Source organism: Kitasatospora papulosa (assembly GCF_000717245.1).
GTDB classification, from domain to species: Bacteria; Actinomycetota; Actinomycetes; order Streptomycetales; family Streptomycetaceae; genus Streptomyces; species Streptomyces papulosus.
This window is the reverse complement of sequence record NZ_JNYQ01000002.1, coordinates 411,951-431,858: the sequence shown is the minus strand read 5'-3', so window position 1 is coordinate 431,858 and position 19,908 is coordinate 411,951. Positions and strand designations below refer to the sequence as shown.

Sequence of the window (19,908 nt, the reverse complement as noted above, 5' to 3'; positions counted from 1 at the left end):
CCTCCCTCAGTCGGAGGCCACCCTGCCGGCGGTACCCCACTCCACCCGCGGTCCCTCGACCGCGGGTGCTGTGTTCCGCGAGGGATGAGGGCGCACCTGCAGGAGCGCCGTACGGTCCGGCGCCCCGTCGAGCACCCCGCCCGACGGATCGTCGGACCCGTCGTGCCGGACGGGATCCCGCTCCGGCCTCAGGATGTCCCTGACGATCACGACGCAGAGGTACAACGTCCCCAGCAGGTGCAGGATGATCGCGACCTGGTAGCCCTCCTGCGGCAGCCCCTGGTGCTTGTCCCCGCTCGTCGTGTAGGCGAGGTAGAACCAGATCCCCAGGAAGTACGCGACCTCGCAGGCCTGCCAGACCAGGAAGTCCCGCCAGCGGGGCCTGGCCAGCGCGGCCAGGGGGATCAGCCAGAGCACGTACTGCGGTGAGTAGACCTTGTTCGTCAGGATGAAGGTCGCCACCACGAGGAACGCCAACTGAGCGAAGCGCGGCCGGTGACGCGCGGCCAGGGCCAGCCCGGCGATACCGGCGCACAGCACGACCATCATCAGCACGGAGGCCGTGTTCACCGTGCTCACGTCGATGGGCCGGCCGGTGCGCTGGGTGATGACGAGCCAGAAAGAGCCGTAGTCGATCTGCCGCTCCTGGCTGAACGTGTAGAACTTCTTCCACCCCTCCGGCGCGTACGCCATCACAGGGACGTTCACCAGCAGCCAGGCCGCCGCCGCGCCGAGGAGCGCCACCCCGTACGCCCGCCACTTGCCGGCCCGCCAGCACAGGACCAGCAGGGGCCCGAGGAGCAGCACGGGATACAGCTTGGCGGCGGTGGCGAGGCCGATGAGGACGCCGAAGGCGAGGTTCCTGCCGCGGGACCACATGAGCATCGCCGCGGCCGTCAGCGCGACGGCGAGCAGGTCCCAGTTGATCGTGGCGGTGAGAGCGAGGGCCGGAGCGAGCGCGACCAGCAGACCGTCCCAGGGCCGGCGCCGGTGCGTACGGGCGACACACAGCGCGACGACCACGGCGCAGATCATCAGCATGCCCGCGTTGACCATCCAGTACATCTGCTCGCGCTGCTGCACGGGATCCGAGGCCGGGGTCAGCGTCAGCCAGGAGGCGACCTGCATGAAGAGGCCGGTCAGGACCGGGTACTCGAGGTACGCCATGTCGCCGCCGAGGCGGTCGAAGTAGGGCACGAGGCCGTCGGCGAAGCCGCGTCCGACGAAGAGGTGCGGGATGTCGGAGTAGCACGCGTGTGTGTACTGCGAACTGGTGCCGCGGAACCACGCCCAGTTGTAACAGGGGAGCTTCTGCACCATGCCGAGTGCGAACATCCCGATCGTCACGAGGGCGATGACGCGCAGCGGTGTGAGCGGCCCCGATCCGAACCGTGCCCAGCGGCCCGCGGGTCCGCCGATCAGTTCACTGCCCGCTGCGGCGATCTCGTCCTGTCGCGTGGGCGGTACGACGGACGGCTCCTGGTGCACGCTCGTGTCTTCTGCGCTTGGCATGCCGCACATCCTGCCGTACGGCGCTGTGTGCGGGCGTGGCCCGCTCCGGGACACACGAAGGGCCGTCGACACCTGGATGGTGTCGACGGCCCTCATACGCCTGTCCGGGCGTTCCCCGACGGGCTTCCCGGAGGGCGGCGCCTCATCGGTGCCGCCCCGGACGAGTCCTACCCGCCGCCGCCGAAGATCCCGCCGCGGCCGTTCTCCTCACCGGTCGTCGTACCGTCGGTCGTTCCCGTGGTCGTTCCGGTGTCCGTCCCGCCGTCCGTGGTTCCGGCGTCCGTCCCACCGTCGGTGGTCCCGTCCGTGGTCCCCCCGGTGTTGTTGCCGTTGGTGCTCCCGCCGTTCTGGTTGTTCTTGCACTCCCAGTCGAGCGGCTGGCACGTCTCGCTCGGCGAGGGGGACGGGGTCGTGGGCGTGGGCGACGGGGTCTCCGGCTCCTCGGTGGACTCCGAGGGCGACGGTGTCGGGCTGGGCGTCGGGCTGGGGGTGGGCTTCTCTCCGACGACCTCGCCGTACGGCTGCGGCTCGGGGAAGTCGATGACCTTCTTCCCCTTCATCGCCTCGACCATGTAGTCGTGCCAGATCTGCGCGGGGAACGAGGCACCGTGAATCGACTTCTCGCCGCCCGTCCCGTACATCTCCAGGAACTCACGGTTCTTCTGCGTCTCGTCGTCGTCCATCCGGAACATGCTGACGGCGGTCGAGATCTGCGGGGTGTAACCGACGAACCAGGCCGACTTGTTGCCGTCCGTGGTACCCGTCTTGCCGGCCACGTCCCGGCCCGGGATCCGGGCGGGGGTGCCCGTTCCGTTCTCGACGACGTTCTTCAGCACGTCGGTGACGTTGTCCGAGATGACGCTTTCGAGCGCGTTCTTGGTCACCGTCTCGTGTTTGTAGATGACCTCGCCCTTGTGCTTCACCTCGGAGACCGAGAAGGGCTCGCGCTGCTTGCCGCTGGTGGCGAAGGTGGCGTAGGAGCCGGCCATCCGGATGGCACTCGGCGAAGAGGTGCCGATGGAGTACGACGGAACGGTGGAGTCCGCCATGTAGTCGTCGTCCCGCAGGCCCGCGGCGACGGCGACGTCCTTCACCTTGTCGGTGCCCACGTCCATGCCCAGCTGGACGTAGGGGGAGTTGGCCGACTCCTGCATGGCGTAGCGGAGGGTGATGTCGCCGTAGCTCTTGTCCCCGTCATTGGTCTGGAGCCACTGCTCGCCGTCCTTGTTCTGCCAGACCTGGTCGTTGTATTCGGTGATCTTCAGCTTGTTGTCGCCGTTGTAGATGCTCTTCGGCGAGACGAGCGTACGGTCCGACTGGCCCTGGTCGGCGGGGAGCTTCGGATCGCGCTTGCCGTACTTCATACCGGCGGCGAGCACGAACGGCTTGAACGTGGACCCGACCTGGGCACCGGTCGCGTCCGCGTTGTTGGTGTAGTGCTCCGTGGCGTTCCGACCGCCGTACGTGGCGATGATGGCGCCCGTCTTCGTGTCCACCGACGCGCCACCGAACTCGACGTGCGTGTCCTTGTCAGGACGCTTCTTCGGATCGATCTTGGCGTCGTACACCGCGTTGATCGACTTCTCGAGCTGCTTGACCTTCTTCTCGTCAAACGTCGTGTGGATCTCGTAGCCGCCGCGGGCCAGTTCCTTCTCGGTGACGCCCTGCGTGTTGTGCGCGAGGAAGTACTTCGTGGCGAGGTCGACCAGGTAGCCGGTCTGGCCGCCGAGCTTGGCGTCCTTCTGCGGCGGCTTCGGCTTGGGGAACGTCTTGTACTTGGCGCGCTCGGCCGCGCTCATCCGGCCGTCCTTGACCTGCTCGTCGAGGATCCACTCCCAGCGCGCCTTGGCACGCCGGGTGTTCTCCTTGGCGGAGGCCTTCACCGGGTCGACGTCGGGGGCACCCGCGGGGTCGTAGTAGCTCGCGCCCTTGAGCAGCGTCGCCAGGAAGGCGCACTGGCTCGCGTCCAGTTCCGTGGCGTCTATGCCGTAGTACGCACGTGCCGCGGCCTGGAGCCCGGAGGCGCCCCGGCCGTAGTAGGAGACGTTGAGGTAGCCCTCCATGACCTTGTTCTTCTTGACCGTCTCACCGACCTTGAGCGTGATGAAGAGTTCCTTCACCTTTCGGGTCACGGTCTGGTCCTGCGTGAGCATGGAGTTCTTGACGTACTGCTGGGTGATCGTCGAACCGCCCTGGGTGTCACCTCCCTTCGCCATGTTGTAGAAGGCGCGGGCGATGCCCATGGGGTCGATGCCCCGGTCATCCTCGAACGACTTGTTCTCGGCCGAGATGACGGCGTTCCGCATCGCTACGGGAATCTGGGCGTACTCGAGCGACTGACGGTTGACGGAGCCACCCGTGGCGACCATCTGGGTGTCGTCGGCCCAGTAGTAGACGTTGTTCTGGGCGGTGGCGAGGTCCTTGGGCTCGGGCGGCACGACCAACGCGTACGCGATCCCGGCCGCGCCCATCATGAGTCCCAGGAAGCCCAGGCACAGGCCGGAGACCAGCTTCCACGACGGAACCCAGCGCCGGAAGCCGTACTTACCCGCACGCGGATAGTCGATCATCCGCTTCTTGCCGGAGTTCTCATGGCTCCGGCCTTCGTGACCGGCGCCTTCGCCACCTCCCCGCCTCCGGCCTCCGCCGCGCTGGGCCGCGCGACGGGCCTCGGCGCGGCCGCCGTACGACGGCTCCTCACCGTGTTCCACGGAGGGTGATTCCTGACTTGCTCTGCGTGACGCGTCGGTGCGACGTCCAGCAGGCTGTTGGGCGGCTCGTCTGGCCGCTGCGCGCCCGCCACCTTGCGGTTGCGGCGTTTTGCGACGGTGCTCGCTCATCGAACGACTACTCCTCGGGCAGGCGAGAGCGCCTGGAAGCGGCAGTTGAGTTCCGGTCCCCCCGAAATACGGACAAGCCCTGCGGAAGGCTCACCCGCAGTACTTCCGGCAGTCCGCGATAACGGACGCACGACGGCTCCTCGCGGTTCCCGGTGGTCTGCATGCCGCACAGACTACGCACGGTCAAAAACCTCCGTGGACCGAACTTCACCCCAAATTACGCAAGTCGCTCCCTATGAATCGAGGATGTGACGCCGGTCACGAACCATCCTCTTGTCGAACATCACGAGTCGATCTATCGTGCTGATGTATCGAGTCGATACATCAGAGCGGCATAAGCTGAATGCACGGGTCCGCGGACACCAGGCGGACGAGGAGGCGAAGGTGAGCAGACGCTCAGGCATCCTCGAATTCGCCGTACTCGGGCTGCTCCGTGAGTCCCCCATGCACGGGTACGAGCTGCGCAAGCGCCTCAACACCTCGCTGGGCATCTTTCGAGCCTTCAGCTACGGCACCCTCTACCCCTGCCTCAAGACGCTGGTCACGAACGGCTGGTTGATCGAGGAACCGGGCAGTGTTCCGGCCCTGCCGCCCGAAACAGGCCGTGGGGTCGCTCCGGCGTCCTCGCTGGCGGGGCGTCGCGCCAAGATCGTCTATCGGTTGACGGCGGAAGGTAAGGAGCACTTCGAGGAGCTGCTGTCGCACACCGGTCCGGACTCCTGGGAGGACGAGCACTTCGCGGCTCGCTTCGCCTTTTTCGGACAGACGGAGCGCGAGGTGCGGATGCGCGTCCTCGAGGGCCGCCGCAGCAGGCTGGAGGAACGCCTCGAGAAGATGCGTGCCTCTCTCGCCCGCACCCGCGAACGACTCGACGACTACACGCTTGAGCTGCAGCGACACGGCATGGAGTCCGTGGAGCGCGAAGTGCGCTGGCTGAACGAGCTCATCGAGAGCGAGCGGTCGGGACGGGATCAGCGACGATCCTCGCCCGAGGGCTCCACTCAGCACGACTCATCAGGAGAGACGGGCGGCCTGCCCCGGCACCGGGACACGTCCCGGCCGGATCCGTCCGACGACACGAAGTGACACCCCCGCGGGCCCGCAAGGCGTCATCGGGGAACACCGAGAACACACAGGGAGCAATCGGCATGGGTTCGGTTCGCGTAGCCATCGTCGGCGTGGGCAACTGCGCCGCCTCACTGGTGCAGGGCGTCGAGTACTACAAGGACGCCGATCCGGCCGGCAAGGTGCCCGGTCTGATGCACGTCCAGTTCGGCGACTACCACGTGAGCGACGTCGAGTTCGTCGCCGCCTTCGACGTCGACGCGAAGAAGGTCGGCCTCGACCTCGCGGACGCCATCGGGGCCAGCGAGAACAACACCATCAAGATCGCCGAGGTGCCGAACACCGGCGTGACCGTCCAGCGCGGCCACACCCACGACGGCCTGGGCAAGTACTACCGCGAGACGATCGAGGAGTCCGCCGACGCCCCCGTCGACGTCGTCCAGGTCCTCAAGGACAAGCAGGTCGACGTCCTCGTCTGCTACCTGCCCGTCGGCTCCGAAGTGGCTGCGAAGTTCTACGCGCAGTGCGCCATCGACGCCAAGGTCGCGTTCGTCAACGCTCTCCCGGTGTTCATCGCCGGCACCAAGGAGTGGGCGGACAAGTTCACCGAGGCCGGTGTCCCGATCGTCGGCGACGACATCAAGTCCCAGGTCGGCGCCACCATCACCCACCGTGTGATGGCGAAGCTGTTCGAGGACCGGGGTGTCATCCTGGACCGGACGATGCAGCTGAACGTCGGCGGCAACATGGACTTCAAGAACATGCTCGAGCGTGAGCGCCTGGAGTCGAAGAAGATCTCGAAGACGCAGGCCGTCACCTCGCAGATCCGTGACCGCGAGCTCGGTGCGGACAACGTCCACATCGGCCCCTCGGACTACGTGGCCTGGCTGGACGACCGCAAGTGGGCCTACGTGCGCCTCGAGGGCCGTGCCTTCGGTGACGTTCCGCTGAACCTGGAGTACAAGCTCGAGGTCTGGGACTCCCCGAACTCCGCCGGTGTCATCATCGACGCCGTGCGCGCGGCGAAGATCGCCAAGGACCGCGGTATCGGTGGCCCGATCCTCTCGGCCTCCTCGTACTTCATGAAGTCGCCGCCGGTCCAGTACTTCGACGACGAGGCCCGCGAGAACGTCGAGAAGTTCATCAAGGGCGACGTCGAGCGCTGATCCAGCCTGTCACCACTTCGGTGACACCGTTTGTCCATCTGGGGGGTCCCCGGGCAATCCGCCCGGAGGCCCCCCACATGTGTGACGCTTGCACACATGCCTGTCGTGCGTGATCTGGGCGTACTCCTGCGCCTTCGCAACTTCCGCCGCCTACTTGCCGTACGGCTTCTCTCCCAGTCGGCCGACGGCGTCTACCAGGTCGCGCTCGCCACCTACGTGGTCTTCTCGCCGGAGAACGAGACGACGCCCGGCGCCATCGCCTCCGCCATGGCGGTGCTGCTGCTGCCGTACTCGCTCATCGGACCCTTCGCGGGAGTCCTGCTCGACCGCTGGCCCCGTCGACAGGTCTTCCTGTACGGAAACCTGCTTCGCGCCGTGCTGGCCTGCTGTACGGCCCTGTTGCTCCTGAGCTCAGTCCCGGACTGGCTGTTCTACGCTTCGGCCCTCTGCGTCACTGCGGTCAACCGATTCGTACTGGCCGGGCTGTCGGCAGCCCTCCCCCGAGTCGTCGACACCGAACGGCTCGTCCTCGCCAACTCCCTGTCCCCGACGGCAGGCACGCTCGCCGCCACGGCCGGCGGAGGTCTCGCCCTGGCCATCCGCGTACTGACGGACGGGTCGGACGCCGCCGCGGTCCTCCTGGGTGCGGCCCTCTACCTCCTCTCCGCCTTGGCCGCCATGACGTTGTCCCGCACGCTCCTAGGACCGGACCGCGACCTGGACCACGTGCCGCTCCGGAAGGCCCTCACCACCACCGCACGAGGGCTGGCCGAGGGTCTGCGTCATCTGGCCGAACGGAGGGACGCGGCGCACGCCCTGGCCGCCATGACGGTGGTCCGCTTCTGTTACGGAGCGCTGACCGTGATGGTGCTGATGTTGTGCCGCTACGCCTGGTCCGACGGGGAGTCCGACGGCCTGGCCCTCCTCGGCCTCGCACTCGGCGCATCCGCCACGGGATACTTCGCGGCTGCCGTGATGTCTCCGTGGGCGGTCGGGCGCTTCGGCCGATACGGCTGGCTGGCCGGCTGCGCCGGAGGAGCCGCCCTCCTCGAGCCCGCGTTGGGGCTCTCCTTCGCCCCTGCCCCGATGCTGGCGGCAGCTTTCATCCTCGGGCTCGTGACCCAGGGGACAAAGATCGCCACGGATACCGAGGTGCAGACCTCCGTGGACGATGCCTACCGCGGACGCATCTTTTCGCTCTACGACGTGCTGTTCAACGTCGCCTTCGTCGCGGCCGCAGCGATGTCCGCACTCGTCCTGCCCGCTGACGGACGGTCCGTCGTCGTCGTGGTCACGGTGGCCGTGCTGTACGCCATCGTGTCGGTGTCCATGCTGCGCCGACGCCGCGCGAGCGCGGCCGTCCAGCACACCCGCACCGCGAAGTGAAGTGAGGGGCGTTGTTTCACGTGAAACAACGCCCCTCATGAACCTTCCGGGCCACTTCGGAGGATCAGTCGTGTTTCACGTGAAACACGAGGAACTCCTCACGCTCCATCCGCCCGTGCCGGACCTGGCATCAGCCCTCCTGTGCGGCCCACCACTCCTTGAGGGCGGCGACCGCGGCCTCGCGTTCCATCGGCCCGTTCTCCAAGCGAAGCTCCAGCAGGAACGCATAGGCCTTGCCGATCACAGGCCCCGGCCCCACATCGAGGATCCGCATGATCTCGTTGCCGTCCAGGTCGGGCCGGATAGCTTCCAGCTCCTCCTGCTCCTGCAGTTGCGCGATGCGCTCCTCAAGCCCGTCGTACGTGCGCGACAAAGCATTCGCCTTGCGCTTGTTCCGCGTCGTGCAGTCGGAGCGGGTCAGCTTGTGCAGCCGGTCCAACAGCGGCCCGGCGTCCCGCACATACCTGCGCACGGCGGAGTCGGTCCACTCCCCGTCGCCGTATCCGTGGAATCGCAGGTGCAGCTCGACCAGCTTCGATACGTCCTTGACCATGTCGTTGGAGTACTTCAGCTCGGCCATCCGCTTCTTGGTCATCTTGGCCCCCACCACTTCGTGGTGATGGAAGGAGACGCGACCATCCTTCTCGAAGCGCCGTGTCCGCGGCTTGCCGACGTCATGGAGCAGCGCAGCGAGTCGCAGGACGAGATCGGGGCCGTCCTCCTCGAGATCGATGGCCTGCTCCAGCACCGTCAAGGAGTGCTCGTAGACATCCTTGTGGCGGTGATGCTCGTCACTTTCCAGGCGAAGGGCGGGAAGCTCGGGCAGCACGTGGCCGGCCAGACCCGTGTCCACAAGGAGTCCCAGACCCTTGCGGGGGTGTCCGGAGAGCAGGAGCTTGTTCAGCTCCTCACGGATTCTCTCGGCCGACACGATCTCGATACGTCCGGCCATGTCCGTCATGGCCTTGACGACGTCGGGGGCAACCTCGAAATCCAGCTGGGCGGCGAAGCGTGCGGCACGCAGCATGCGCAGCGGATCGTCGGAGAACGACGCCTCAGGCGTGCCCGGGGTACGCAGGACGCGCTGCGCCAAGTCGTCGAGGCCGCCGTGCGGGTCGATGAACTCCTTGTGCGGCAGCGCGACGGCCATGGCGTTGACCGTGAAGTCACGGCGTACGAGGTCGTCCTCGATCGAGTCGCCGTAGGAGACCTCGGGTTTGCGTGAGGTCCTGTCGTACGCCTCCGACCGGTAGGTCGTGACCTCGATCTGATAGCCGTCCTTCTGCGAGCCGACGGTGCCGAACGCGATTCCGACCTCCCAGACCGAGTCGGCCCAAGGACGGACGATCTTGAGCACGTCCTCGGGGCGGGCATCGGTCGTGAAGTCCAGATCGTTTCCGAGCCTGCCGAGCAACGCGTCGCGGACCGATCCTCCGACCAGCGCGAGGCTGAATCCGGCCTCCTGGAATCGCAGGGCGAGGTCGTCGGCGACGGGGGACACCCGCAGCAGTTCGCTCACTGCGCGGTGCTGCACATGACTCAGTGCACGGGGGCTGTCTTCGTTGGCGTTCGGCACAACAGAAAAGGGTACGTGCCCCGACCGGCCCGGGCGTCATCGTTTCCGGTGACCCTGCGAGACTCTCCCGATCATGTGACACGGTCCCCGGCACTCAGGCGTCGGGCACATCGTTACCATGCGTGGACGCAGAGACCGGCAGGACCAGTACCAGCTGACGACGACGAGGGACGGATACGCGTGGCCGAGGCGGCAGACTTTCAGGGGATGAATCCCTCCCCTGCCCGCCGGTGGCTCCGGCGCACAGCCTCCTTGATCGTCGGGGCGCCGCTGATCGCCGGCCTCCTTGCCGGTCCCGCGACCCCCTCCGCACATGCCGAGGGGAAGACGAAGGTCCCTACCGGTTCGCGCACCGTGGATGTGTCTCTGGACACGCTCGCCCCGAGCGCGCCCGTCGAGGGCGACACCCTCACCGTCTCCGGCACCTTGACCAACAAGGGGAAGAAGACGGTCACGGACGCCGAAGTCGACCTGCGCGTCGGACCAAAGCTGTCCGGCAGAGGAGAGATCGATCAGACCGCCAAACGCACCGGGTACCTGCCCGGCAGTGATCCGGCCAAGCTCGGCGGCTCGTACACGCTGAAGGTCCCCAAACTGGCATCCGGGGTCAGCCAGGACTTCACCCTTGCCGTCCCGGTGGACAAGCTGGACCTCGGCTCCGAGGGTGTCTACCAGCTCGGGGTGTCCCTCACGGGCCGAACCTCCGACTACACCTACGACCAGGTGCTCGGCATCCAGCGGACCTTCCTGCCATGGCAGCCCGAGGACACCAAGAAGAAGACCGACCTCACCTTCCTCTGGCCGCTCATCGCATCGGCGCATGTCACCGCCGAGACGGGTTCGGACGAGCAGCAGACCCCCGTGTTCGCCAACGACGATCTGGCCCTCGAGCTCGCCCCCGGCGGGCGCCTGGAACAGTTGGTGTCCCTGGGCCGCCAGCTCCCCGTGACCTGGGTGATCGACCCGGACCTCCTGGCCTCGGTCGACGCGATGACCAAGAACTACCGCGTCAGGTCCGGCAACACCACGGTCGCCGGAACGAACCAGACCATCGCCAAGAAGTGGCTGGCGGATCTGCAGGCTGCCGTGAAGGACGGCACGGTGGTCGCCCTGCCCTTCGCCGACCCCGATCTGGCTTCCATCGCGCACCGCGGCAAGAACGTCTCCGGTGCCCTCAGCCATCTGCAGACAGCGACCGAGGTCGCGAGCACGACGGTCGAGACCGTGCTTCACGTGAAACCGTCCACCGACTTCGCCTGGCCGGTGGACGGTGCGATCGATCCCTCGGTCGTCGATGTCGCCACATCGGCCGGCGCCCACAAGGTGATCGCCCGAAGCGACAGCCTCGAGGAGACCGGCGGACTGCTCTACACGCCGACTGCGGCCCGCCCGATCGGTGGTGGCACCACCGCGGTCGTCGCGGACCATCGGCTCTCCACCGCGTTCACCGGCGACATGGCCAAGGCCGGCGCTTCGACCCTCGCGGTCCAGAAATTCCTGGCCCAGACGCTGGCGGTGACGGAGCAGGCCCCCGACAAGCAGCGCAGCATCGTCGTCGCCCCGCAACGCACGCCCACCGCCGCTCAGGCACAGACCATGGCGCGCGCCCTGCAGGCCCTCACGGCAGAGCACTGGACGAAGCCTCTCGACCTGACCGAGGCCGCGGAACAGAAGCCTGACGCACAGGCCACGACGCGGGTGCCCAGGGCCTCCCAGTACCCCAAGAAGCTGCGCAACCAGGAACTGCCCACCCAGGCGTTCCAGGACATCAGGACGACACAGAGCTCGCTCGACAGCTTCCAGGTCATCCTCACGCAGCCCGACCGGGTGGTCACCCCCTTCGGGAACGCGATCAACCGTTCCGTGTCGACGTCGTGGCGCGGAAGTCCGCTGGAGGCACAGCGCTACCGCGACTCGGTCCGCACGTATCTGCAGGGCCTCTCCAACGAGGTCCAGCTGATCACGAAGTCGGATGTGACCCTGTCGGGGCGCAGCGCCACGATCCCGGTGACCGTGCAGAACAAACTGGTCCAGGGCGTCGATCACCTCGTGCTCCGTCTGACGTCGGGCAATGCCACACGGCTCGACCTGAACGACGGCGGAGCGGTCGCCGAGAAGCCGGTCGAGATCGCGGGTGGACACAGCCAGTCCGTGAAATTCGACGCCGCTGCCAACGCCAACGGACAGGCGCAGGTCACGGCTCGTCTCTTCACCGCGGACGGCACGCCGTACGGCGAGGCGATGACCTTCACGGTGAAGGTCTCGGAGGTCACGCCGACGGTGCTTCTGGTGATCGCGGGCGGCCTGCTGCTGCTGGTGCTGGCGGGCATCAGGATGTACACCCACCGCAAGCGCACCGTGGCCGGCGGAGCGCCGGAGGACGACGGCGAGGAACCCGAGCAGCCGAGTGACCCGGAGTCGGACACCGGTCCGGAAAGCGGCGACCCACCGGGCCCGGGTGAGAAAGTGGACCGTTGAGCGATGTCTGTCGGGGCCTGTCGGCCGGGGACAATGAGGTGGGGTTTCGATGAACGCGCCGTACGACGGTGACCGCGGCCAGGGCGCGGGCGGAGCTGGGTCTTCCAGCGGTCCGCCGGTGCCGCCGCGCGCAGGACAGGAAGGCGAGGCACCCGATCCCTACCTGCAGCACGCGTACGACCACGATCCGTACCGTGCCCAGGACCTCGCCGCGCAGGACCCGGTGGCCGAGGCGCTCTACGACCGGGCCGCTCATCCTCCGCCGCCTCCAGGCACCTACCAGGAGCCTCAGGCTCTCTACCAGCAGCCTCAGGCAGCCCAGCACGCCCCTGACCCCCGACTCTGGGCCCAGACGCCGCCCCCGGAGCCCGCAGGCCCCTCCAGGCACCTTCCCTACGGCGACAACGCCGCGACCACCCAGTACGTAGGAGTGGACGACCTGGTCACGCAGGCCTCCGACGACCTCGGGGAACAGGACGCCTTCGCACACCTCTTCCGCGACCAGGAAGGGTCCGGCCGTCCGCCGGGCCCTCCGGCCGAACCCGAGGCGGCCCCGGCACCCGTACCGCCGAAGTCCGGCGGGCGGGCCGCCGGAATACTGAAGTCCAGCGCGCTGATGGCGGCAGGCACCCTGGTATCGCGGCTGACCGGCTTCGTCCGCAGCCTCGTGATCACCGCTGCGCTGGGTGCGGCACTGCTCGGTGACAGCTTCACCATCGCGTACACCCTGCCGACGATGATCTACATCCTGACCGTGGGCGGCGGGCTCAACTCCGTCTTCGTTCCTCAGCTCGTCCGGTCCATGAAGGACGACGAGGACGGCGGCGAGGCGTACGCCAACCGGCTGCTGACCCTGGTCATGGTCACCCTCGGTGTGATCGTCGGGATCGCCGTCTTCGCCGCTCCGTGGCTCATCCACATGATGTCGCCGACCATCGCGAACGACGTGGCGGCGAACAGCGTGGCCGTCACCTTCGCCCGCTACTGCCTGCCGACCATCTTCTTCATGGGCGTGCACGTGGTCATGGGGCAGATCCTCAACGCCCGCGGGAAATTCGGCGCGATGATGTGGACCCCGGTCCTCAACAACATCGTCATGATCGTCACGTTCGGCCTGTTCATCTGGGTCTACGGCTCGTCGGCCGAATCCCGGATGGGCGTGGAGACGATCCCCGCCGAGGGTGTCCGTCTGCTCGGCATCGGTACGCTGCTCGGCCTGGTCGTCCAGGCTCTGGCCATGATCCCGTACCTCCGGGAGGCAGGGTTCCGCTTCCGTCCCCGCTTCGACTGGAAGGGGCACGGGCTCGGCAAGACGGTCAGGCTCGCCAAGTGGACGGTGCTCTTCGTCCTGGCCAACCAGGCGGGCGTCATCGTCGTCACGCAGCTGGCGACCTCGGCCGGCAAGCTGTCGGGCAAGGACGGCACGGGCTTCCTCGCCTACTCCAACGCCCAGCTGATCTGGGGCATGCCTCAGGCCATCATCACCGTCTCGGTCATGGCGGCCCTGCTCCCTCGCATCTCCCGCGCCGCCCATGACGACGACCCCGGGGCCGTCCGGGACGACATCTCCCAGGGCCTGCGCAACTCGGCGGTCGCCATCGTCCCGGTGGCCTTCACCTTCCTCGCGCTGGGGCTGCCGATGTGCACCCTGCTCTACGCCTCCAGCGGCACCGAGGCGGCGCGGTCGATGGGCTTCATCCTGATGGCGTTCGGCCTCGGCCTCATCCCGTACTCCGTGCAGTACGTGGTGCTGCGTGGCTTCTACGCGTACGAGGACACCCGCACCCCCTTCTACAACACGGTGATCGTCGCAGCGGTCAACGCGGCGGCCTCGGCCCTCTGCTACGTGATTCTTCCGGCCCAGTGGGCAGTCGTGGGAATGGCGGCCTCCTACGGGCTGGCGTACGCGGTCGGTGTCGGTATCGCATGGCGACGGCTGAGCAGCCGCCTCGGCGGTGACCTCGACGGCGCCCGTGTGGTGCGCACCTACGCCCGTCTCTGCCTGGCCGCGATCCCCGCGGCTGTGGTCGGCGGCGGCGTGGGCTTCGCTCTCCTGAAGGCCCTCGGCGACGGCGCCGGCGGGTCTGTGGTGGCACTGGTCTGTGGCAGCGTCGTCCTGCTGGGTGTCTTCTTCGTCGCGGCGAAGAAGATGCGGATCGAAGAGCTCAACGGAATGGTCGGCATGGTCCGCGGGCGCCTCGGACGCTGATACACACGCCGAGCCGCACAACCATCGCTGGACACCGCGTGTCGTGCATAGCGCCGGAGTGTGGGCACAATTGGCGTGACTGTGCAGAGCTGGCTGGCATCGCGCAACGGATGGGGAGGCAGGAACGACGGTGGCGGAACGTAGCACGGCTGCTGTCGACGTGGCCGACAACAGCGGCGACGAGCCGTTGACCGCCAAGGCGGACGCGGCCACGACCGACGGGACGGCACAAGCCGAGGACGCGGAGAGCGCGAGCTCGAAGGACGCGCGGAGCGGCCAGGACAGGCCTGCCGCTGTGCCGGCATCCCCTGACCTGCACAGCGGTCACAAGCTGGCCGGACGCTACCGGCTCGAGGAGTGCGTCACCCGGTTGGACGGATTCAGCAGCTGGCGTGCCGTCGACGAGAAGCTCAGGCGCGCGGTGGGTGTCCATCTGCTGACCGCCGATCATCCGCGCGCCCGCTCCGTGCTGGCAGCGGCCCGCTCCTCCGCACTGCTCGGCGACCCACGCTTCGTGCAGGTACTGGACGCCGTGGAGGAGGGCGACCTCGTCTACGTCGTCCACGAATGGCTCCCCGACGCCACCGAGCTCACGGCACTGCTCGCCGCCGGGCCTCTGGAAGCTCATGACGCCTATCAGCTCGTGAGCCAGATCTCGCAGGCCATGGCTGCCGCACACCGCGAAGGGCTCGCACATCTGCGCCTCACTCCGGGCGCGGTGCTCCGCAGTTCGACGGGCCAGTACAGGATCCGTGGTCTGGCCGTGAACGCCGCTCTGCGCGGAATCACCGCAGATCAGCCCCTTCGGACGGACACCGAGGCGATCGGCGCGCTCCTGTACGCCGCTCTGACCCGGCGCTGGCCCTACGAGAGTGACGCCTACGGTCTCTCGGGGCTCCCCAAGGACCTCGGCCTCATTCCTCCTGACCAGGTGCGGGCGGGCGTCCACCGAGGTCTTTCCGAACTCGCCATGCGTGCGCTCGCCAACGACGGCGCCACCGCGTCACGGCAGGAACAGCCTTGCACCACCCCGGACGAACTGGCGAAGGCCGTCGCGGCCATGCCGCGCATCCTGCCCCCGGAACCCGCGTTCACCGCACCGCCCGAGTACCAGCGCACCACCTACCAGCAGGGCACCTACGGACGCCCGTCCGCACGCCCCGCCTCGGTCACGCAGCCCGTCATCATCCCGCCGCCCCCTCTCCAGAGCCGCACGGGCAAGGCACTCAAATGGGCCGTGTCCGCGCTGCTCATCGCGGCACTGGGCCTGGGCAGCTGGCAGCTCGCGGAAACCGTTCTGAACCGGAAGGACTCGGGGGAACCGACTCCGACCCAGACCACCGACGGCGGGGGCGACGACAACAAGGCTGCCGAGCCCAGCAAGCCCATCACGGTCGTGGGAGCCCAGGACTACGATCCGCTCGGCGACGGTTCCGAGAAGCCCGGTTCGACGAAGAACGTCTACGACGGCGACACAAGCTCCTTCTGGACCACTGACGGCTACTACAGCGCCGACTTCGGACGGCTCAAGGAAGGCGTCGGAGTCGTTCTCGATCTCGGCAAGGTCCAGCAGGTCGGAAACGTGGACGTGTCCTTCCTCGGTGGCAACACGTCGGTCGAGCTGAGGACCACCGAGGACTCGTCCCTCCCTCAGCTGCCGGGGGGCTTTACCAAAGCCGCCGGCGGTTCCGGGACGAAAGTGTCCCTCAAGCCCGACAAGCCGGTGCAGGCAAGGTACCTTCTGGTCTGGCTGACCGAACTGCCTCTGGGTGACGACGGGAACTACAGAGGAAAGATCTCGGACATCAAGGTCACCAGCTGACGGCATCAGGGGAGGGGGCTCACCGTTGGACGACGCCAGATTCGCCGACATCAGCGACCAGGATCTCCTGACCCAGCACGTCGCAGGCGAACCCGACGCCTTCGGTGAGCTCGTACGGCGGCATCGTGACCGCCTCTGGGCGGTGGCCCTGCGCACCCTCGGCGACCGGGAGGAGGCTGCTGACGCCGTCCAGGACGCTCTCGTCTCTGCTTTCCGCGCCGCTCACACGTTCCGCGGGCAGTCCGCGGTCACCACGTGGCTGCACAGGATCACCGTCAACGCCTGTCTCGACCGTGCGCGTAAGACGGCCTCTCGGAAAACCTCGCCGGTCGACGACACCGAGCGGCTCGATCAGCTCATGGAGCCTCATGAGTCGGCCGAGGCTCCTGCGGAGCGGCAGGATCTGAACCGCGAGCTCCTGGCCGCGCTTGCCACGCTGCCGGCCGAACAGCGCGCCGCCCTTGTCCTCGTGGACATGCAGGCCTACCCGGTCGCCGAAGCAGCCCGCATCCTCGACGTACCGACCGGCACCGTGAAGAGCCGTTGCGCACGAGGCCGGGCCAGACTGCTTCCCCTGCTGACCCACCTACGCAGCAGAGGGGACAGTATGGACAGCCGTACGGAAAGGAACCGGACGCAGAGGTCATCCGTCCCACCGGCGTCAGGACCAAGAGACGCAGGTGACGGAGATCCTGCCGGCGTGAAGGGTGGAGGTGGGCTCGCATGACATCCGCAGCCGACATGGCTCAGCACCCCGATGTCTCGGAAATCGCCGACTTCACCGAAAGCCTCCTGCCGTCTTCACGCGAGGCGGCCGTGCGCAGCCACCTCGCCTCCTGCGATGAGTGCGGCGACATCCATGCCTCGCTCGAGGAGATCCGCTCGCTGCTGGGCTCCGCCGGCACCCCTTCCGACCACATGCCCGAGGACGTCGCCCGCCGCATAGGCACTGCTCTGGCACAGGAGGCAGGGTCGGCTGCCACGTCACCGGCCCAGGCAGCTTCTGTTTCACGTGAAACAGAGGCTCTGCCGACGGATGCCACGGCCGTGCCGCGGCCGGCCGGTCGTCCTCGCGGCGCCACCGGTCCCGGCCGGAGTCCGGCTCGCCGGAAGCGTCGCACAGTGATTCTTGGTGCCGCTTTCGGCGCCGCGGCCGTCGGCATGAGCGCCTTCCTCTTCCAGTCTCTTCCGTCGTCCCAGGATTCGGCGGGTTCGATGGCCGACCACGGGGTCAGCGCCGCGGAGAAGAGCGAGGAGGACTTTTCGGAGGGAGCGCTGGAAGGCCGCGTTCACACTCTTCTGAACGAGACGAAGACGTCCGAGGCTCCGGACAGCGCCCCGGCCGAGCCGTCGGTGGACACCACGCCGTCCCCGGGAAACCTTCCTCCTGAGGATGCGACTCCCAGCACTCGCCTGTTCGTGCCGGTCGTGCCTGTTCCACCGTGCGTGCAGAAGAGCACGGGCCGGACTACTCCCGCCCTGGCGGTGGAAGAGGGCAGCTACGAAGGGACGGCCGCGTTCTTGGTCGTTCTGCCTCATACGACTGACTCACGTCGTGTGCAGGCTTACGTCGTGGATGCGGCCTGTGTGGATTCCAAGCCCTCGACCAAGGGCAAGCTGCTGCTTACGCACTCCTACGCCCGTCCCTGAGGCCCTTGCCGGGAGCCGGACCGCTCTTTCGGGAATGCACGCCCCGTAGGATCCGTTGGGTGGGGTGAGAGTCGTGGAACCGACCCCAGTAGGCAGTAGGCAGTCTGCAGAGACGAGGAAGAACCCGTGAGCGACGTCCGTAATGTGATCATCATCGGCTCCGGGCCGGCTGGTTACACCGCCGCCCTGTACACCGCTCGCGCGTCGCTGAATCCGCTGGTGTTCGAGGGAGCTGTCACCGCCGGCGGTGCGCTGATGAACACCACCGACGTGGAGAACTTCCCGGGCTTCCAGGACGGAATCATGGGCCCTGAGCTCATGGACAACATGCGCGCTCAGGCTGAGCGTTTCGGTGCCGAGCTCATCCCCGACGACGTGGTCTCCGTCGACCTCACCGGAGAGATCAAGACCGTCACGGACACTGCGGGAACGGTGCACCGCGCCAAGGCTGTCATCGTCACCACGGGGTCGCAGCACCGTAAGCTCGGCCTGCCCAACGAGGACGCGCTCTCCGGGCGTGGAGTCTCCTGGTGTGCCACCTGCGACGGCTTCTTCTTCAAGGACCAGGACATCGCTGTGATCGGCGGCGGTGACACAGCGATGGAGGAGGCCACCTTCCTCTCCCGGTTCGCCAAGTCCGTCACGATCGTTCACCGACGCGACTCCCTGCGGGCCTCCAAGGCCATGCAGGACCGCGCCTTCGCCGACCCGAAGATCAAGTTCGCATGGGACAGCGAGGTGGCCACGGTCCACGGGGACCAGAAGCTCTCCAGCCTCACCCTGCGCAACACCAAGACCGGTGAGACGTCCGAGCTTCCGGTGACGGGTCTGTTCATCGCCGTCGGCCACGACCCCCGCACGGAGCTCTTCAAGGGCCAGCTCGATCTTGACGACGAGGGCTACCTCAAGGTCGAAGCCCCCTCGACCCGCACCAACCTGACGGGCGTCTTCGGCGCTGGCGACGTCGTCGACCACACGTACCGACAGGCCATCACGGCTGCCGGAACCGGTTGCTCGGCAGCCCTGGACGCAGAGCGCTTCCTCGCTGCTCTCTCCGACGAGAAGCCCGCCGAGCCGGAGAAGACCCCGGCAGTCTGACCGCTTCCCTCGAACCCCACCCCCCGAAGTTAAGGAGGTCGCCGTGGCCGGCGCCCTGAAGAACGTGACCGACGACTCCTTCGACGAGGACGTCCTGAAGAACGACAAGCCCGTGCTGGTGGACTTCTGGGCCGCCTGGTGCGGTCCGTGCCGCCAGATCGCGCCTTCGCTGGAGGCCATCGCGGCGGAGCACGGTGACGAGATCGAGATCGTCAAGCTCAACATCGACGAGAACCCGGCCACTGCGGCAAAGTACGGCGTGATGTCGATTCCGACGCTGAACGTGTACCAGGGTGGCGAGGTCGCCAAGACCATCGTCGGTGCCAAGCCCAAGGCCGCGATCCTCCGCGATCTCGAGAACTTCATCGGCCAGAAGTAACGGCTGACTGTTTCACGTGAAACGGGCCCATCCCTGAGGATGGGCCCGTTTCGCATGTTCCGAAGCAATCCACAGCCGCAATCAGAGTGGCCTCAGCGCCGGCTCCTTCTGCACGACGCCCAGCAGCCGGTCCAACGCCAACTCGACGTCTTCCTTCCAGGAAAGGGTCGAACGCAGCTCAAGCCTCAGCCGCGGATGAGTCGGATGCGGACGCACGGTCTTGAAGCCGACCGCAAGCAGGTGATCCGCGGGCAGCACGCACGCGGGCTCCTTCCAACGCGCGTCACCGAACGCCTCAATCGCTTTGAAGCCGCGTCGCAGCAAGTCCTTGGCAACCGTCTGAACCATCACTCTGCCAAGCCCTTGCCCCTGGAATCCCGGCACGATCAACGCGGTCATCAACTGCACGGCATCCGGAGAGACAGGGCTGGTGGGAAACGCTGTGGAACGGGGAACATACGCAGGCGGTGCGTAGAGAACAAAGCCGACCGCGGCATCATCCACATAGACGACCCGTCCGCAGGAGCCCCACTCCAGCAGTACGGCGGAGATCCAGGCTTCCTTTTCGAGTTCGGGTCGGCCGGCCTTTACGGCAGCTTCCCCGCTGACCGGATCAAGTTCCCAGAAGACACATGAGCGGCAGCGCCTGGGGAGATCCGGAAGGTTGTCCAGTGTGAGCGGTACGAGCCGACGCCCCATGTAGGCGAATCCTCACTTCCTTCGGCCG

General features: G+C 67.3%; 15 protein-coding genes. 11 read left to right on the top strand and 4 right to left on the bottom strand.

What is annotated here, in order from left to right; translation table 11 throughout:
- Positions 1–6: 6 nt before the first annotated feature.
- Positions 7–1,512 (bottom strand): glycosyltransferase family 87 protein, encoded by a 1,506-nt coding sequence (locus IA22_RS0107400; RefSeq protein ID WP_030123073.1) that lies wholly within the window; start codon positions 1,510–1,512, stop codon positions 7–9.
- Positions 1,513–1,679: 167 nt separating this feature from the next.
- A complete protein-coding gene (locus IA22_RS0107395; protein ID WP_037659035.1) occupies positions 1,680–4,082 on the bottom strand; it encodes a transglycosylase domain-containing protein in 2,403 nt (800 codons plus the stop codon).
- 21 nt (positions 4,083–4,103) lie between these two features.
- Here IA22_RS0107395 and IA22_RS37990 point away from each other — a divergent pair, with 21 nt between their 5' ends.
- The 4 genes from IA22_RS37990 (at position 4,104) to IA22_RS0107380 (ending at position 7,969) form a co-directional block, all read left to right on the top strand.
- Complete coding sequence (locus IA22_RS37990; RefSeq protein ID WP_015577918.1) at positions 4,104–4,232, top strand: hypothetical protein; 129 nt, start codon at positions 4,104–4,106, stop codon at positions 4,230–4,232.
- A 504-nt stretch (positions 4,233–4,736) separates the two neighbouring features.
- Entirely contained in the window at positions 4,737–5,438 is a 702-nt protein-coding gene (locus tag IA22_RS0107390) for a PadR family transcriptional regulator (protein ID WP_030123071.1), read from the top strand.
- Positions 5,439–5,500: 62 nt separating this feature from the next.
- Complete coding sequence (locus IA22_RS0107385; protein ID WP_015577916.1) at positions 5,501–6,583, top strand: inositol-3-phosphate synthase; 1,083 nt, start codon at positions 5,501–5,503, stop codon at positions 6,581–6,583.
- A gap of 96 nt (positions 6,584–6,679) precedes the next feature.
- Entirely contained in the window at positions 6,680–7,969 is a 1,290-nt protein-coding gene (locus IA22_RS0107380; protein ID WP_030123070.1) for an MFS transporter, read from the top strand.
- Positions 7,970–8,099: 130 nt separating this feature from the next.
- Here IA22_RS0107380 and IA22_RS0107375 read toward each other — a convergent pair whose 3' ends face one another.
- Positions 8,100–9,545 carry a CCA tRNA nucleotidyltransferase gene (locus tag IA22_RS0107375; protein ID WP_014155207.1) on the bottom strand — a complete coding sequence of 482 codons (1,446 nt, stop codon included), beginning with the start codon at positions 9,543–9,545 and terminating at the stop codon, positions 8,100–8,102.
- A 180-nt stretch (positions 9,546–9,725) separates the two neighbouring features.
- On the opposite strand from IA22_RS0107375, the gene IA22_RS0107370 reads away from it, so the two are divergent.
- From IA22_RS0107370 to trxA, 7 genes are all read left to right on the top strand, one after another.
- Positions 9,726–12,023: a DUF6049 family protein gene (locus IA22_RS0107370; RefSeq protein ID WP_030123069.1), complete on the top strand. Its 2,298-nt coding sequence runs from the start codon at positions 9,726–9,728 to the stop codon at positions 12,021–12,023.
- 49 nt (positions 12,024–12,072) lie between these two features.
- Entirely contained in the window at positions 12,073–14,232 is a 2,160-nt protein-coding gene (murJ, locus tag IA22_RS0107365) for a murein biosynthesis integral membrane protein MurJ (RefSeq protein WP_030123068.1), read from the top strand.
- Positions 14,233–14,362: 130 nt separating this feature from the next.
- Positions 14,363–16,054 carry a protein kinase family protein gene (locus tag IA22_RS0107360; protein WP_014155210.1) on the top strand — a complete coding sequence of 564 codons (1,692 nt, stop codon included), beginning with the start codon at positions 14,363–14,365 and terminating at the stop codon, positions 16,052–16,054.
- 25 nt (positions 16,055–16,079) lie between these two features.
- A complete protein-coding gene (sigM, locus tag IA22_RS0107355; RefSeq protein ID WP_030123067.1) occupies positions 16,080–16,781 on the top strand; it encodes an RNA polymerase sigma factor SigM in 702 nt (233 codons plus the stop codon).
- Positions 16,778–17,704 carry an anti-sigma factor family protein gene (locus IA22_RS0107350; RefSeq protein WP_030123066.1) on the top strand — a complete coding sequence of 309 codons (927 nt, stop codon included), beginning with the start codon at positions 16,778–16,780 and terminating at the stop codon, positions 17,702–17,704. Before sigM ends, IA22_RS0107350 begins: the two co-directional genes overlap by 4 nt.
- Positions 17,705–17,830: 126 nt before the next feature.
- A complete protein-coding gene (trxB, locus tag IA22_RS0107345) occupies positions 17,831–18,802 on the top strand; it encodes a thioredoxin-disulfide reductase (protein ID WP_014155213.1) in 972 nt (323 codons plus the stop codon).
- A gap of 43 nt (positions 18,803–18,845) precedes the next feature.
- Complete coding sequence (gene trxA / locus IA22_RS0107340) at positions 18,846–19,181, top strand: thioredoxin (protein ID WP_014155214.1); 336 nt, start codon at positions 18,846–18,848, stop codon at positions 19,179–19,181.
- 81 nt (positions 19,182–19,262) lie between these two features.
- Here trxA and IA22_RS0107335 read toward each other — a convergent pair whose 3' ends face one another.
- A complete protein-coding gene (locus IA22_RS0107335; protein ID WP_030123065.1) occupies positions 19,263–19,880 on the bottom strand; it encodes a GNAT family N-acetyltransferase in 618 nt (205 codons plus the stop codon).
- Positions 19,881–19,908: the final 28 nt, after the last annotated feature.